Origin of the sequence: Paenibacillus camerounensis (assembly GCF_000723885.1) — a bacterium.
GTDB lineage: Bacteria > Bacillota > Bacilli > Paenibacillales > Paenibacillaceae > Paenibacillus_AQ > Paenibacillus_AQ camerounensis.
Map to the genome: position 1 here is coordinate 39778 of NZ_CCDG010000006.1, position 13985 is coordinate 53762.

Annotated in this window: 16 protein-coding genes; 6 read left to right on the top strand and 10 right to left on the bottom strand. The window is 39.3% G+C overall.

All coding sequences use genetic code 11. The features are described from left to right. The first annotated feature begins 84 nt into the window (after positions 1–84). Genes BN3772_RS01970 through BN3772_RS01980 form a run of 3 tightly spaced genes read left to right on the top strand, consistent with a single transcriptional unit; the run spans position 85 to position 1338 of the window. Complete coding sequence (locus BN3772_RS01970; protein WP_042196125.1) at positions 85–660, top strand: TetR/AcrR family transcriptional regulator; 576 nt, start codon at positions 85–87, stop codon at positions 658–660. Between the two features lie 19 nt (positions 661–679). Then, on the top strand, positions 680–1024 hold the full coding sequence (locus BN3772_RS01975; RefSeq protein WP_042196127.1) for a DMT family transporter: 345 nt from the start codon (positions 680–682) through the stop codon (positions 1022–1024). Continuing rightward, positions 1024–1338: a DMT family transporter gene (locus BN3772_RS01980; RefSeq protein ID WP_042196130.1), complete on the top strand. Its 315-nt coding sequence runs from the start codon at positions 1024–1026 to the stop codon at positions 1336–1338. The genes BN3772_RS01975 and BN3772_RS01980 overlap by 1 nt, the downstream gene beginning before the upstream one ends. 167 nt (positions 1339–1505) lie before the next feature. On the opposite strand, the gene BN3772_RS01985 is transcribed toward BN3772_RS01980, so the two are convergent. From BN3772_RS01985 to BN3772_RS02005, 5 genes are all read right to left on the bottom strand, one after another. After that, positions 1506–2936, bottom strand: a complete 1431-nt coding sequence (locus BN3772_RS01985; RefSeq protein ID WP_042196133.1) for a 6-phospho-beta-glucosidase — start codon at positions 2934–2936, stop codon at positions 1506–1508. Positions 2937–2967: 31 nt separating this feature from the next. Further along, positions 2968–4899, bottom strand: a complete 1932-nt coding sequence (locus BN3772_RS01990) for a beta-glucoside-specific PTS transporter subunit IIABC (protein ID WP_042196135.1) — start codon at positions 4897–4899, stop codon at positions 2968–2970. A 110-nt stretch (positions 4900–5009) separates the two neighbouring features. Then, complete coding sequence (gene licT, locus BN3772_RS01995) at positions 5010–5852, bottom strand: BglG family transcription antiterminator LicT (RefSeq protein WP_042196137.1); 843 nt, start codon at positions 5850–5852, stop codon at positions 5010–5012. Positions 5853–6397: 545 nt separating this feature from the next. Next, complete coding sequence (locus BN3772_RS02000) at positions 6398–7273, bottom strand: NAD(P)-dependent oxidoreductase (protein ID WP_042196139.1); 876 nt, start codon at positions 7271–7273, stop codon at positions 6398–6400. A gap of 104 nt (positions 7274–7377) precedes the next feature. Continuing rightward, entirely contained in the window at positions 7378–7893 is a 516-nt protein-coding gene (locus tag BN3772_RS02005) for an SRPBCC family protein (protein WP_042196141.1), read from the bottom strand. Between the two features lie 240 nt (positions 7894–8133). On the opposite strand from BN3772_RS02005, the gene BN3772_RS02010 reads away from it, so the two are divergent. Then, positions 8134–8565 carry a MarR family winged helix-turn-helix transcriptional regulator gene (locus BN3772_RS02010; protein WP_042196143.1) on the top strand — a complete coding sequence of 144 codons (432 nt, stop codon included), beginning with the start codon at positions 8134–8136 and terminating at the stop codon, positions 8563–8565. Between the two features lie 174 nt (positions 8566–8739). Here BN3772_RS02010 and BN3772_RS02015 read toward each other — a convergent pair whose 3' ends face one another. The 3 genes from BN3772_RS02015 to BN3772_RS02025 all read right to left on the bottom strand — a co-directional run bounded on the left by BN3772_RS02015 (position 8740) and on the right by BN3772_RS02025 (position 11169). After that, entirely contained in the window at positions 8740–9084 is a 345-nt protein-coding gene (locus BN3772_RS02015; protein WP_052380334.1) for a hypothetical protein, read from the bottom strand. Between the two features lie 548 nt (positions 9085–9632). Then, positions 9633–10715: a YhgE/Pip domain-containing protein gene (locus tag BN3772_RS02020; RefSeq protein WP_244444657.1), complete on the bottom strand. Its 1083-nt coding sequence runs from the start codon at positions 10713–10715 to the stop codon at positions 9633–9635. 1 nt (position 10716) lies between these two features. Then, positions 10717–11169: a MarR family winged helix-turn-helix transcriptional regulator gene (locus tag BN3772_RS02025; protein WP_042196146.1), complete on the bottom strand. Its 453-nt coding sequence runs from the start codon at positions 11167–11169 to the stop codon at positions 10717–10719. A gap of 276 nt (positions 11170–11445) precedes the next feature. On the opposite strand from BN3772_RS02025, the gene hfq reads away from it, so the two are divergent. Both hfq and BN3772_RS02035 read left to right on the top strand, forming a co-directional pair. Further along, positions 11446–11646 (top strand): RNA chaperone Hfq, encoded by a 201-nt coding sequence (gene hfq / locus BN3772_RS02030; RefSeq protein WP_086074362.1) that lies wholly within the window; start codon positions 11446–11448, stop codon positions 11644–11646. Positions 11647–11680: 34 nt separating this feature from the next. Continuing rightward, the gene (locus tag BN3772_RS02035; protein WP_042196149.1) at positions 11681–12286 is read left to right on the top strand and encodes a pentapeptide repeat-containing protein; all 606 of its coding nucleotides are present in this window, start codon (positions 11681–11683) and stop codon (positions 12284–12286) included. A 289-nt stretch (positions 12287–12575) separates the two neighbouring features. Here BN3772_RS02035 and BN3772_RS02040 read toward each other — a convergent pair whose 3' ends face one another. Then, on the bottom strand, positions 12576–12896 hold the full coding sequence (locus tag BN3772_RS02040) for a helix-turn-helix domain-containing protein (protein ID WP_052380335.1): 321 nt from the start codon (positions 12894–12896) through the stop codon (positions 12576–12578). Positions 12897–13178: 282 nt separating this feature from the next. Beyond that, positions 13179–13970 carry a TrmH family RNA methyltransferase gene (locus BN3772_RS02045; RefSeq protein ID WP_042196152.1) on the bottom strand — a complete coding sequence of 264 codons (792 nt, stop codon included), beginning with the start codon at positions 13968–13970 and terminating at the stop codon, positions 13179–13181. Between the last annotated feature and the right edge of the window lie 15 nt (positions 13971–13985).

The window sequence follows — 13985 nt, forward strand, 5'->3', positions numbered from 1 at the left end:
ATTTAACTAATCACTAAAATACGTACTTGAAATAATGAGAACATCATGCTACTATCTCCTTACGAACGTTCGGAAGGTGATGAGATGACTTTAAATTTAATTAAACTGGCTTCACGTAATCAATTCGCAATGAATGGATATGAAGGCGCATCATTAGCCACGATTGCAAATGAAGTAGGGATTAAAAAACAGTCTATTTACACGTATTTCAAAGGGAAAGACGAGTTATTCTCAGAGGTTTTTGAAGACTCATGGAACACAGAGGAGGATTTCATTAATAAGTACTTTCACGGCGGATCTGACTTAGAGATTGAACGTTTGCTGCATGGCTTTTTGCTAGAATATATTGAACGGTATGAAAAAGATGACAACACTAATTTTTTCCTAAGAACAATTTTTTATCCTCCACTTCACTTGAAAGATACGATTAGTCAAAGAGGAAACGAATTTATTGAGCAACTTCAGGAGAGAATTCGTTCTTTGTTTGAAGAAGCGAATACGAAGAACACCTTTATGTTTCAAACGGATGTAGACCATGCTGCTATTGCTTATATTGCTCTAATGGACGGGATGTTTGTTGAAATGCTCTTCGGTGGATTACAACGTGCGCGAATAAGATTAGATGCGTCATGGAATATCTACTGGCGTGGAATTAAATAAAGAAAGAGGGGTTTGGAGAATGAACCGTAGTTGGTTATACGTATTAATTGGAGCATGTTTTGAGGTGCTCTGGGTTATGGGGTTAAAGCATGCTGATGATGTATTGACATGGACAGGAACGGTAATTGCTATTGTATTGTCATTTGGTCTACTCATTCGAGCTGTTGCAGCTAAGCTTCCAGTGGGCACTGCGTATGCTGTATTCACCGGGCTTGGAACTTCAGGAACGGTATTAGTAGAAATGCTTTTATTTGGCGAAGAGTTTAGTTTAATTAAGATCCTTTTGATTGCTCTACTCTTAACTGGTGTATTAGGTTTAAAGATGGTAACAAAAGATAATACAACTAAGCGAGGTGTTGCATAATGTCCTGGATTTTCCTCATCCTCGCTGGTTTATTTGAAGTTGTCGGTGTCATTGGAATGAATTTAATTATACGCGATAAAAATATTAAATCTTTTATCGTATTTATCCTTGGAATAGGGTTAAGCTTTATTTGTCTCAGCATAGCTATGCAGACTCTTCCTATGGGGACAGCCTATGCTATTTGGACGGGTATCGGTACAGTGGGTTCAGGTATAGTCGGTATTTTACTGTACGGAGAATCCAGGGCCATAAAACGTATAGTTTTTATGGCAATGGTTTTGGTAGCCGCTGTTGGTTTAAAAATTATATCCTAAAAAAGTTTCTATTATGTAGCAATTAAAAACTAATGAAGTTTTGCATAGAGACAGCACCTGTCTATAGATAAATTGAGTATACCATCTCCTGCTCTTGGTTTACGGCGACCGCATACGGTCGCCGTGTTTTTCATTATTTAATACAAACGGTCTATCCCTTTAGAATTTTAGTAATTTAAATCTTCCCCATTGCTAGAAATCACTTTCTTATACCACTCAAAAGATTTCTTCTTCGTACGTTTTAAAGTTCCTTGACCAAAATTGTCCCTATCTACATGAATAAATCCGTATCGTTTTTTCATCTCCCCAGATTCTGCGCTTACAAGGTCTATAGGTCCCCAAACCGTGTATCCTAATAAATCTATACCATCGTAATTGACCCCATCACGCATGGCCTTAATATGGTCGCTAAGGTATTTAATACGGTAGTCATCTTCGACATAATTATTTTTATCAGGTATATCTACAGCTCCCAACCCATTTTCAACGATGAATAACGGCTTCTGGTAACGATCGTAAAGAGTATTCATTGTAATTCTCAGTCCAAGTGGATCAATTTGCTGTCCCCACTCACTTGCTTTTAAATAAGGATTGGGTAGGCTCGAAAGTAACACACCTCCGATCGAATCCGTTGACTTAGGTGCAGCACTAACTACAGTAGACGAATAATAAGAGAAGCCAATGAAATCAACGGTATTTTCTTTTAGCAATTCTCGATCACCGTCTTGAAACGGTAATGTAATATTCTTTCGTTCCAATGCTTTTAATACATATGCAGGATATTCACCTCTTGCCTGCACATCAATAAAGAAATAGCTTTCATTTTCCGCCTGTTTTGATTTCCAAATATCTTCCGGATTACAGGTTTGTGGGTAGGGAGCAAGAGCAGCCAGCATACATCCAACTTTATTTTCCGGGTCTACTTCATGCGCAATTTTAGTCGCCAAAGCACTAGCTACCAACTCATGGTGACTTGCTATATATTTGACTGCTTCTACATCCTCATGCTCTTCGAAATAGAGTCCCGCTGCCAAAAAAGGAGCTTCTAAAATAGCATTAATCTCATTAAAAGTAATCCAATATTTAACTAGCCCCTTGTAACGATTGAAAATTACGCGGCATAATCTTTCATAGAAAACAATTAGTTTGCGATTCCTCCAAGCACCATACTCTTTCACCAGATGTATTGGACAATCAAAATGTGTAATCGTAACAAGAGGTTCAATGTTATATTTCCGACATTCATTAAATAAATCTTCATAGAATTGTAAACCAGCTTCATTCGGCTCCAACTCGTCACCTTTTGGGAAAATTCTGCTCCAAGCAATCGATAACCGGTACACTCTAAAACCCATATCAGCAAATAAAGCAATATCCTCTTTATAATGATGATACATATCAATAGCTTCTCGGGCCGGGTAAAAATGCTGATCGTCAAAATCAAACATTTTCAATTTTCCAGTAATGACTTTGATTCGATCTTCGCCGATCGGTGACAAATCTACATTTGCTATTCCTCTTCCATCAACCGCGTATGCACCTTCGCATTGATTGGCTGCAGTAGCTCCACCCCATAAAAAATCTTTTCTGAAACTCATGTCTCGTCTCCCTCTATGTTTAGTTTTAAAACTATAATAAGCCGGTTAGAAGAACCTTACCCGCGCTGACTTTCTTTTCCGGGGTTTCAACAATTTCAAGATAATTCTCAGTATTCGTAACAATGATCGGTGTTTCCACAGAAAATCCTGCCTTCTCAATTTCAGCAATATTGAAATCGACTAGTTTTTGCCCTTTCTGCACAATGTCTCCTTCTTGTACATAGCTATCAAAATATTTTCCTTTTAACCGAACGGTATTAAATCCAATGTGAATCAATACTTCCATACCTTCGTTAGAAACCAACCCAACGGCATGTTTGGTAGGGAAAAGCGTAACCACTTTACCGTCAAACGGTGCAAATAATTCACCTGTAGAGGGACGAATTCCAATGCCTCTGCCCAATAATTCTTGTGAAAAAGCTTCATCTTGTACTTCCTGGATCGGAATAACCTCCCCATTCATCGGGCTGAACATAGTATTCTTTTTCCCGGACTCAGATACTGATTTAGGGAGTTTCACGGATAAATCAGCAGGATGAACTTCCTCTGATTCGTCCTTAAACATCACGAGTGTCAATATAAAGGATGCAACCATAGCAAATACCACGCCAATGACGGCGATCATGACATTTTTGGTACCAGGTTCGTTCGGATCTACCATTGTTAGAAACTCGAATATTCCCAACCCGCCAAACGTAAATTCTCTAAGGTTATACATTCCATAAAATCCGGCCGCAATTCCTGAAACGATACAACTCATAATAAAGAGTTTTTTACGCGGCAAAGTAATTCCGTAGACAATAGGTTCTGTGACACCAAACAATGCCGAAATGACTGACGGTACGCCTAAAGCTTTGAGCTTCTTATCTTTCGTTTTAATCGTTATACCCACTACAATCGCCAATTGGGAAAATGTTGTTGCAAAGATGGAAGCCATAATCGTGTCGTATCCTAGAGTTGTTATATTGTTTATATATATAGGCACAAATCCCCAATGAAGTCCAAATACTAAAAGGATCTGCCATAAAAATCCTAAAAGGAACCCAGCTACTACTGGACTGGCGTCTTGGACTACCAATACACCTTGTGCAATGAGTTCAGACGCATAGCTGGCAACAGGTCCAATCAATAAGAATCCTAGGGTTAGAGAAATAAGTACCGTTATCATCGGAACCATAAAGAACTTGATTACGCTAGGGATAAATTTATCCATGATAGGCTGAACTTTTGAAGCAAAATAAACTACGATAATTACAGGTAAAACTGTGGATGTATAGTTCATACTGATTAAAGGAATACCGAAAACATCCAAATAAACAGGTGAGCTTAGTGCCGAACTGGAAAACAATGTGTAAAGAGGATCTTTGGTTGCGGTCAAAGCATCCAATTGTATGGCTGGATAACACATCGCTAATCCGATGAGTATCCCTATAAAAGGTTGGACCTTAAATTTGTTGGCGGATGTAAAGCCCAGAAATACCGGGAGGAACATAAAGAGTGCGTCTCCCATTGCATTAACAAGCATATATATTCCACTGTCCATTGTGTAGAAATCAAGCGTACTAAATAGTGTGTTTAGACCCTTCAGCATCCCCGCAGCACAAAGAATTCCTAGAATCGGTTGAAACAAACCGGAGATTACATCGATAAAGGCATCTAGAGGCTTCTTTTTTTTGATAACTATTGTATTTGTAGAATCTGCATTTTCAGAACCAAGATTAGCAATCGACTTAACCTCCGAATATACCTCAGCAACATGATTTCCGATAACGACCTGATACTGACCTCCAGATCGAACTACCGTTACTACGCCATCTAAAGTTTTTACAACCTCGTCCTTGGGCACCGAGTTGTCTTTCAAGTCAAATCTCAATCGCGTGACGCAATGAGTGAGATTGTCGATGTTATCCGTTCCACCTACATGTGCTACTATCTCTTTAGCTAACTTTTGATATTTTCCCATGTTAAATCCTCCATGTTTTGAGCTGTGAACCAGCGAAATGAAGGGTTTGGCCAACTTAATGTCACCATCCTGCGTTACTAAAAAAACTCACCTCCTTTCATAAATTAATTTTAGGATTTAGTTTTGAAAATGACGCGCTGAATATGAACGGTCAAATATAATTTTTCTTCACTAGTCAGGCTATAATCGTAATTGTTTTTAATGTAGATTTCGATTTTCCCTACACACTGGTATGCAGCCAGATGTTTTTGTTTGATTACATCTAATAAGTCCTGATCACTTTCATTCTGATGTAAATTGCCACTAATCAATCTTTGGGCAAAAAATTTAAGGTGGGTAACAAATCTATAGAATGCTACGGACTGTTCGTCAAATTCAATGCGGAAGTAATATCTTACGATATCGCTAACTTCTTGAATGATTTTCGTCACTTTATAGATATCATGACTTTCTTGTCGTTCTTCAGCATTGACAATGTGTAAAGCCAGAAAACCAGCCTCATCTTCAGAAAATTGAATATCAAAAGTGTCTTTAATGTATTGAAGCGCCTTCAAACCGATCTGAAATTCGACAGCATAAAATCGTTTAATGTCCCAAAGCAACGCGTTTTTCAACGTTATTCCTTCTTTAAATCGGTTTACGGTTGAAAAAATATGATCGCTAAGCGATATATATATACTTTCGTTTAGCTTTTTTCCTAATGTCAATTTTGCATTCGTTATGATCTTATCAGCAATATCAAAATAATCTAATGGAATTTCAGTTACTAATTCCTGAAATTTCAGAAATGCTTCTTTTGTTGAAAGTGAGTAAATCTTATCAATATTTTGCTCATCAAGTGTGTCACCAACTCTTTTTTGGTAAGCAATTCCTTTCCCCATGACAATGACTTCCTGGCCCAAATTATCTTGTGTTACAGCCACATTATTATTTAGGATTTTAAGAATAAACATCTTATCCCCCCCTTTGTTGCAAAATAAAAGACCTACCCGCACATCATGAAATGAACGCTTATGTAAGCGCAAATTTATGATATGCAAGCAGGTCTAGCTTGTAATTAAACAATCACTATCCTTAACTCGCATTTTCATTATAGCTGTGTTCAAAAAAATTAACAACATCTGATTTTCATTCTTGCCGTATTTTGATCTTTTATTCAGCTGACATTATGATGTAACAATGGAGTTGGTCATTTTTCTATTCTGGCATCTTATAAGTATTGCTATGGGGAAGATGATTTATTCTCAGACATATTTAAGAAGACACAGGGAATGATAAAAAAGTAGAATTCATCAATTCAGTATTTCCAATGTGGTTCTGCTTTAGAGATTGATTGAAAATGTGCTGCATGGCTTTGAATCATTAGACGAAAATGATGATGCAGACGGACAGATCATGCTGCTATCCCTATAGTAGCACATATAGACGGGATGCTAGCTTAAGTGCTATTCAATAGATTACAGGGTACGAGAGTGAGATTAAATGCGTCCCTTTGACTTTACTTTGTAATTCGATCCTTAATTTCTAAATAAATAGCTGCCATATCCAACTTAGCTTTCCCGTTTTTTTCAGCTGAGATAAACGTCTCATTTGCTACTTCTGCCAAAGGTAACGTCGTTCCCAATAAATCTGCCGCTTCTTTAACGAGCCCCAAATCTTTTGTCATCAGCTCCAGCATGAATGCAGATGGGAATTCCTCGTTACGATACATTTCTTTTTTAGCTTGGAACAGTGGAGAATTCATTCCGGATTGAGAAATCAACGCCAGCACATCCTCTTTATCAAGACCCGCCTTATCAGCGAATACCAAAGCTTCCGCTATTCCTTGTCCCATAATGCCTAACAGCATATTAATTGCTAATTTTGCTGAGCTTCCTTTCCCGACTGTCCCAAAGTGGATGCTTGATTTCCCCAGTATATCGAAGTATGGTTTGTATTCCTCTAAGGTTTGAATATCACCACCTGTAAGAATAACTAATTGACCGGACATTGCTGCCCCTACAGAACCTGATACAGGCGCATCCAAATATTGTCCACCGTTTTCTGATATTATTCCAGCAAATTTCAAGGCATCCTCTGGAGAAATTGTACTCATGTTAATAACTACTTTTCCAGCTGTTTGTGCTTCTAAAACACCATTTTCCAGCATCAACACATTATTTACAGCATTTGAATCAGACAACATGATAAATATAATATCTGATTGATCAACCACTTCTTTTGACGAATTTAATTGTTTTGCCCCTTTTTCAACCAAACCCCTTGTTTTTTCATGGGAACGATTATACACATTCACTTCATATCCTGCTTGTAAAAGATTCATGGCCATTGGCGCTCCCATATGACCTAAACCGATCCAACCTAATTTATGCATCCTTCTCCTTCTCCTCCTTGTTAAAATGTTTTCAACCGCCCTCTCCAGAGGAGAAGACGGTTGACTTAGGTTTTCTCATGTTATGAGAGTTGCTCGTTGAATGTTTAGGAACGTGCATTTTTTGCGGCGTTAGCCAGTCCTTCAATCCATTCCTGATGTCCGTTAATCATAGGATTTGGCTTTTCTTTTGCCATCTCACGCGCATCTTTCCCGTTTTGCGTTTCTTGAGTAAGGATACGTACTCGGCCTCCAGGCAAGTCCTCCAGCAACCAAGCGTGGTGAACATGCAAAGTATCCGTCGCTGTTGATCCTTCTTCCCAACCATGCCACGCTAGTCGTGCAGGATTGCTATCAGTCGGGGGTACGCATTCCACCACTTCGGCCGCTATAGGGAAACCAAAGGTATTGAATCTGAAGTGAGCACCGTCGGATAATTCAGGCCCCCCACCATTATGGAAATGAATATCCGAGACATTGCTGTAGTATAATTCCCACTTTGATGTATTGTTTAAGTATTCCCATACCTCCACTGTGGTTAAATTAGCAACAATAATCTCATTTGAAGCAAAGTTGTCAGTCATGCCTGGCAGATACCCCTGAGGCCATATAATTTCATTCATGTTGGTTTATCCTTTCTTTTTGAAGTGTTCTTCACTTACCATAATGTTTATAATACATATTGTTGCGTGTACATGCAACAATAATTTAATGATTATTTCTCATGTGTTTTACAATAGTTTTTTATAGCTCAGTTAGTGGACATACCTTTTAAATCATCCGTATAATAATAAAGAAATTAAAGATATTAATAATTGGATCTTACCTGCATAGACGATATGAAAGAAAAGAAGGGATCATAGATGAACAAACCAATCAATCAAGCCTTAAGCGAGTGCCTATTCTTTACGGTGAAAAAGTTAGACCGGATCATGGATAAAATCGCCGAAGAAGCCTTTAAACCCACAGGCTTATCCCCTACGTATGGATTTATTATTCTGGCAGTAAATGAAAACCCAGGTATTGGTCAGAAAGAACTTGCCGACCTATTACACACGGCACCATCAACAATTGCGCGTTTTGTAGACAAATTAGAAAACAAAAATCTTTTGCGCAGTGAACATTCCGGCAGAAGCGCATTAACATATTTAACGGATAATGGCGCCGAAATGGTTGAACAGGTGAACAAAGCTTGGGACAATTTACACAAACTTTATGGTGCAATTTTAGGTGAAAATGAAAGTGATGCACTCTCCCTGCATATTGGACAGATCGGGGATCAATTAAAAAGGTGAGGTAATCGAGGCACTATTGGAGCAGCTTTTTTATCGATCCTACACCTACCCTCAATAAGTCAAGAGCAGCTATCAGATGGTAAACTGCTCCTGACTTATTGAGATTATGATTCCGTTATTTAAACAATTACAGCTGAACATAGGAATGCCTATCATAATTCTTGTCCTCTAAGATCAGCATATTCTAATAACCCCCCCTTCTTTCCCCCCTCTTGCTCGTTTCAAAGCTGTAATTGAGACGGTAATACCGAACAAAGTAACTACTGTTGAAACACTAAATACAATTTTAATAGAATGATTAAGCAATTCTGGATTCAATATCTCCATCTTGGAGTTGGAGCCGAGGGATGCTGAGATAATTGCCATGATAACTGCTAGTGCAATTGCTCCGCCGATCTGCAGACCGGTATTAATGACCGCTGACGCGCTCCCTTGCTCTTTTGGACTGACTCCTGTACTGCCGGGGATAAACCTTGTGATGAAGACAAGAGTCCCCGAAATGCCCACCCTGGTCAGCATAGGATTGAGGAGCTTCGCTCCTAGGAACGCACTAAGTGTGAGTGGCAGGAACGTACAGCCGGACTGAATGGCCGAGAAATGAAGAACGTTCTGGGTATACAACGTTAAAAGTAATAGACAGTGCTGAATGATGCAGAAAAAAAAGCGACAAACGCAGAAGCTGTCAGGTTGCAATTACAAAATATAAGAGATAGGCTATATTTGCTGCGTGGTCCGAAGCCTGCTTCCACACGGTGAGAATGTTGATAATGCTCTCATCCTCGGAACTGCGCAAAACCGTGCAGAATTGTGATCTTCTCTATTCTTAGATAGTCTAGGTAATGTTCTAGGTAATGTTCTAGGTAATGTATTGATTCATTTATTGGGCAGACATATAATAACCGGAACAGGATCGATTCAAATTCTTATCGATTTTGTTCCGGTTTCAACCTGTGTTATAGGTACGCTTAAAAGAGGTTCAATTTATAGTAATAGCCTTTCATACGCTAAATTTGATTCTGCCAAATAAATGAAATAGTTTCACATATCACCTATAGCGGATTCATTGTTTATGCTGCTTTTTGTCCCATATTCTGTTGGTTTACCGCTGCCTTACTTGGCCAAGCAAGCCTTAGAATAGTGAGTCCCCATGTAACCATTGCGATTAATGCAAGGTTGCCGGCATATCCCCCTACTGTTCCCCCTCCGTACACAAGATGCATAGCTCCCTGAATACCATTAGGTGCTGGCAGGAATGCTCCTAGATTACGATAGAATGGAGTCAGCATTGAAGCTGCAATAACATTACCGGCTGTCATGAGTTGAAACGGAACGAAGAAAACATTAAATAATGGACCCATGCCGCCAAATAATACAAATCCGAGTTGGGTCATGCAAATGCTTGCCATAAAGACAAGTACTTCAAAGCCCCATAGTTGCCAAAAAGAGGCTTCAACGTTTAGGAATATTTTTATCGCTGCTGATAGTAGTAGTGGAACAATTATAGCTATCCCGACAAGTACCATTTGACGTCCGAAGAACAATTCCCACTTGCCAAACTGACGCTTCATTATCATAGAAGCTATATTAAATTGAATATTCATTGTCATCATTGCAATGTACGGTATAAAACCAAGAATCATAGGCAGCATAGTGGAGGAAAAATTTGATATCTCGTTAACCTTAATAACTTCTGCTTGAATCGGTAATGGCTGTACATTAGAAACAACAGTGCTATTTAGTTGTCCCGTTAATTTGTTTGATAATCCCTCCATCACAGACTTAACAACCTCTGAATTACGTTCATTTATATAATAAGTCAGCTTTTCAGTACTACCAGCCGATGAGGATTGTAAATTACTTGAAATAACAATAACCATATCAGTGTTTCCATTATCCATATCTGACAGTGCATCTTCTTTGGATGATGACATACTAGTTTGAAAAGGAGCTTCTTTAGCTAGAAACTCGGCAATACTCCTACTCTCTTCATTACTTCCTGCAACTAGTCCAACATGAAGTTGATCAATTCGTTCAGTTGCACCATTGAAACCTGTCATCCAAATTAATAAAAAGATAAAAGGCAAAAAAATTGAAAATGTAATCCCCATTTTGGCAGGCTTAATTTTTAAAAATTCCGATATAAATTTCATTTTATTCATCCTCGTTTACATTTTTTTTGTACAGGTTGTCTTGCAATCGATGCATTATACTCTCAAAAAGTTGCATTTCTTCAGCCGTTATTCCCTCCCATGCCTGCGTTTCGAGCGTCTCGGCTATAGGGATAAGCTCATTGAGCACTTCTCGGCCATTATCAGAAATGTATAGCTGAAAAGCACGACGATCAGACGGATCTGGCAGGCGTTTCAAAAAACCTTTAACTTCAAGCTTTTCAACAATCTTTCCTGTTGTCGCTTGATCCTTGTGTATAAGTCCAGCCAGCTTTTTCTGGCTTACTTTCTCACGGTCACGTAGTTGAAGTAGTAATCCATACTGTTCAGTCGTTAGACCAAACTTTTTAGTTTCAGTTGCGAAAGCTCTTTTATGAAGCGCGGAGGTATGATGTAACCAGTACCCGAGTGTTTGTAATTGCTTTTGTGTAGTCATCTAGTAGTTTCCTTTCCCGTAAATTTAATAAGCATGCTTATTATATGTATGGATATTACTTTTGTAAACAGTTTTTTGTATTTACGAAAACTCTTGTTATGTTTCAAATCAAACTTATACCAAGCTTCTTTAAAATAAAAAACTTGACTTTATTTATAAAATAACCGGGGCCTTGACAGCCGTATGCTATATTAAAATGACTGTTATTTGCGATGACGATACAATTTATTTTTGGAAAGGTTGGTCCAGTTGAAAGAAAAAGATGAACAAATAACTATGAGTCAAGACTTTCTACTGAACGCCTTAAGGAAAAACAAAACAGAATGCACTATTATAACTACTAATGGAGTACGTATTAAAGGAATAATCGAACTATTTGATAGTTATGTAATTTTAATCCGTTCCGAAAGCAGAACACTAAACATGGTTTATAAACATGCCATATCCACCGTTACTAGTGAACATTTATTCAGATAAAGCCGACTATTTCATTTTTCATTGGAGGTAAAGAATGCTTCAACATCATAGACAGAATTACTCAGAGGTAAACTTTAGTGGACAGGACATGAGGTACGGTGAACTAATTGGCTGTACATTTACACGTTGCTCCTTCGCTAACGGGATGCTGGACGAGATTAATTCAATTAACTGCCGTTTTATCGAATGCGATTTTCAAGGTGTCTCATTAAATGGCTCCATTCATAACGAATCGGCTTTTGAAAACTGCAACTTTAGTCGAGCAAATCTTTTCTCTTCAAAGCTTATCACATGTAAGATGACCGGTTCGGATTTCACAGATTCAACGTTGGACGGACTAACAATTTCAAAAGGAGACTGGTCCTATACAATATTGAGAAATGCAAGATTAATAAGACAAGATTTACGCGAGGTGAAATTTCTTGAGGCTGACTTTTCGGGGGCAAACCTGGAGAAAGCTGATTTAAGAAATGCTGATCTTACTTTGGCATCCTTTTCAAAAGCTAGATTACAAGGAGCCGACGTTAGAGGTGCGAAAATGAGTGGAGTAGACTTTAAGGCAATCTCTATTTCTGGCATGCGATTGGATAAAGAACAAGCCATCTTATACACGCTTTCGCATGGTGCCAAGGTAGATTGATTAAATTTGCACTTTATCTTCTTACACTGTAAAGACTTCGTCTTACAACAGTGTGTTGAGCTACACTATTTTGTTCATTAATTAAAACCGCCCGTTAAACGGGCATATTAATTATTGGACTGAACTGCCCGTTAGTTGAATAAAGGCAGCCGATCATATAATCGGCTGCCTTCGTTTTAGGTTGATATTTATTCCCATTCTTTTAATTAATCACCATGAATTTAATATCAAGATTCTTAGAGTGTGTTTTTATAAGCCTCATGTATTCTAAATTTGATCTTAGCTAACTCTAAAAGCCCAAGCTGATCGCTAAATTAAGTCTACTAACAGTTTGGACTAATTCTGTTATTGTAGAGTTTAACTCTCCATCAATTGAGTATTCATTACCAGTCAATAGCCATTCATAAGAACAACCAAATATAGTGCATATCGAAATAACAGTTTCTATTGCCGGCTTACTGTTACCTGCCTCTAGATCACTAAGGCTACCTTGCGAAATCCCAATCTTCTTAGCAAACTCAGTTTGATTTAGATTATGTAATCTCCTTAATTGTTTAATATTTATCCCAACATGAGTCTTGATAATCGCCTCCAGAATCCAACATGGCATTATTCCTCATAAAGTTAGAACACCAAGATCTTTAAAAATGGCTATATAACACGAATTCATGCGGTAAATCCTAATATAGGATATAAAAATTTTTTGCAATAAAAACGACTTTTATGCACTGTAATACTCATAGCACTCTCCATATACCAAAAGCAGAAATCCCTTATCCTATAAGGGATTTCATGCCTTTTTTCCGTCTCATTTTGATGCTATAAGCTGTCTCATTTATGGTTAAAAACAGTCCTATTTTTCGTTATAACTCACACACAGAGACAGGTTTATTTACTTTGAATACCGCTGCCGCATCCCCTCAAACAGCAGAATCGTAGCCGCCATAGCCGCATTCAGCGACTCGGCCCGGCCGGCCATCGGGATGATGATGCTCTTATCGACGAGCGCCGCCGTCTGCGGGGAGATGCCCTTGCCTTCGCTGCCGATCAGCAGCCACTGGCTGCCGCGGAAGTCATGCGTATAGCAGGAGTCCTCGCCGGTCAGTGAGGTGCTGACCAGAAGGGCGCCGCGTTCCCGCGCCTGCGGCAGAACAACGCCCAGATCTCCCTCTACTACGGGGAGATGGAACATCGAGCCCATCGTGGAGCGGATGGTCTTCGGATTATACAGATCGGCGCAGCCTTGGCCGAGGATAACCCCGTCCGCACCTGCAGCATCCGCGCTGCGGATGATCGTACCCACGTTGCCGGGGTCCTGGACGCCGTCCAGCACAACAATCAGACTGTCCGTCTTCGCCAGGATCGTCTCTACGCCCTGCTGTTCCTTGCGGACAACCGCAAACACCGGCTGCGGCGTATTGGTGCTGCTGCACTTAGCGATTACTGCGCCCGACACGCCGATGACCTCCATGCCCTGCACCGCCTGCAGATGATCGCGCAGCTCAGACGGCATTCCCTTGTCCAAATCGTAGGCAAGGATCTCCACATCGGCTGCCGCCAGCAGTGCCTCCTGAACCAGATGAATCCCTTCCACTATATATTTGCCGGACTTATCGCGGTGTTTTTTTTCCTGAAGTCCGGCCCATTCTTTTACCCGCGTGTTCTGCGGTGATAATATTTCCATGAAGTTCTTTCCTTT

Coding starts and splice junctions, on each gene's coding strand:
- BN3772_RS01970 (WP_042196125.1), top strand. CDS start 85: ATGACTTTAAATTTAATTAAACTGGCTTCACGTAATCAATTCGCAATG.
- BN3772_RS01985 (WP_042196133.1), bottom strand. CDS start 2,936: ATGAGTTTCAGAAAAGATTTTTTATGGGGTGGAGCTACTGCAGCCAAT.
- BN3772_RS02010 (WP_042196143.1), top strand. CDS start 8,134: ATGAACAAACCAATCAATCAAGCCTTAAGCGAGTGCCTATTCTTTACG.
- hfq (WP_086074362.1), top strand. CDS start 11,446: ATGAGTCAAGACTTTCTACTGAACGCCTTAAGGAAAAACAAAACAGAA.
- BN3772_RS02035 (WP_042196149.1), top strand. CDS start 11,681: ATGCTTCAACATCATAGACAGAATTACTCAGAGGTAAACTTTAGTGGA.
- BN3772_RS01975 (WP_042196127.1), top strand. CDS start 680: ATGAACCGTAGTTGGTTATACGTATTAATTGGAGCATGTTTTGAGGTG.
- BN3772_RS02005 (WP_042196141.1), bottom strand. CDS start 7,893: ATGAATGAAATTATATGGCCTCAGGGGTATCTGCCAGGCATGACTGAC.
- BN3772_RS02040 (WP_052380335.1), bottom strand. CDS start 12,896: ATGCCATGTTGGATTCTGGAGGCGATTATCAAGACTCATGTTGGGATA.
- BN3772_RS02000 (WP_042196139.1), bottom strand. CDS start 7,273: ATGCATAAATTAGGTTGGATCGGTTTAGGTCATATGGGAGCGCCAATG.
- licT (WP_042196137.1), bottom strand. CDS start 5,852: ATGTTTATTCTTAAAATCCTAAATAATAATGTGGCTGTAACACAAGAT.
- BN3772_RS02045 (WP_042196152.1), bottom strand. CDS start 13,970: ATGGAAATATTATCACCGCAGAACACGCGGGTAAAAGAATGGGCCGGA.
- BN3772_RS01980 (WP_042196130.1), top strand. CDS start 1,024: ATGTCCTGGATTTTCCTCATCCTCGCTGGTTTATTTGAAGTTGTCGGT.
- BN3772_RS02020 (WP_244444657.1), bottom strand. CDS start 10,715: ATGAAATTTATATCGGAATTTTTAAAAATTAAGCCTGCCAAAATGGGG.
- BN3772_RS02025 (WP_042196146.1), bottom strand. CDS start 11,169: ATGACTACACAAAAGCAATTACAAACACTCGGGTACTGGTTACATCAT.
- BN3772_RS01990 (WP_042196135.1), bottom strand. CDS start 4,899: ATGGGAAAATATCAAAAGTTAGCTAAAGAGATAGTAGCACATGTAGGT.
- BN3772_RS02015 (WP_052380334.1), bottom strand. CDS start 9,084: ATGCTGACCAGGGTGGGCATTTCGGGGACTCTTGTCTTCATCACAAGG.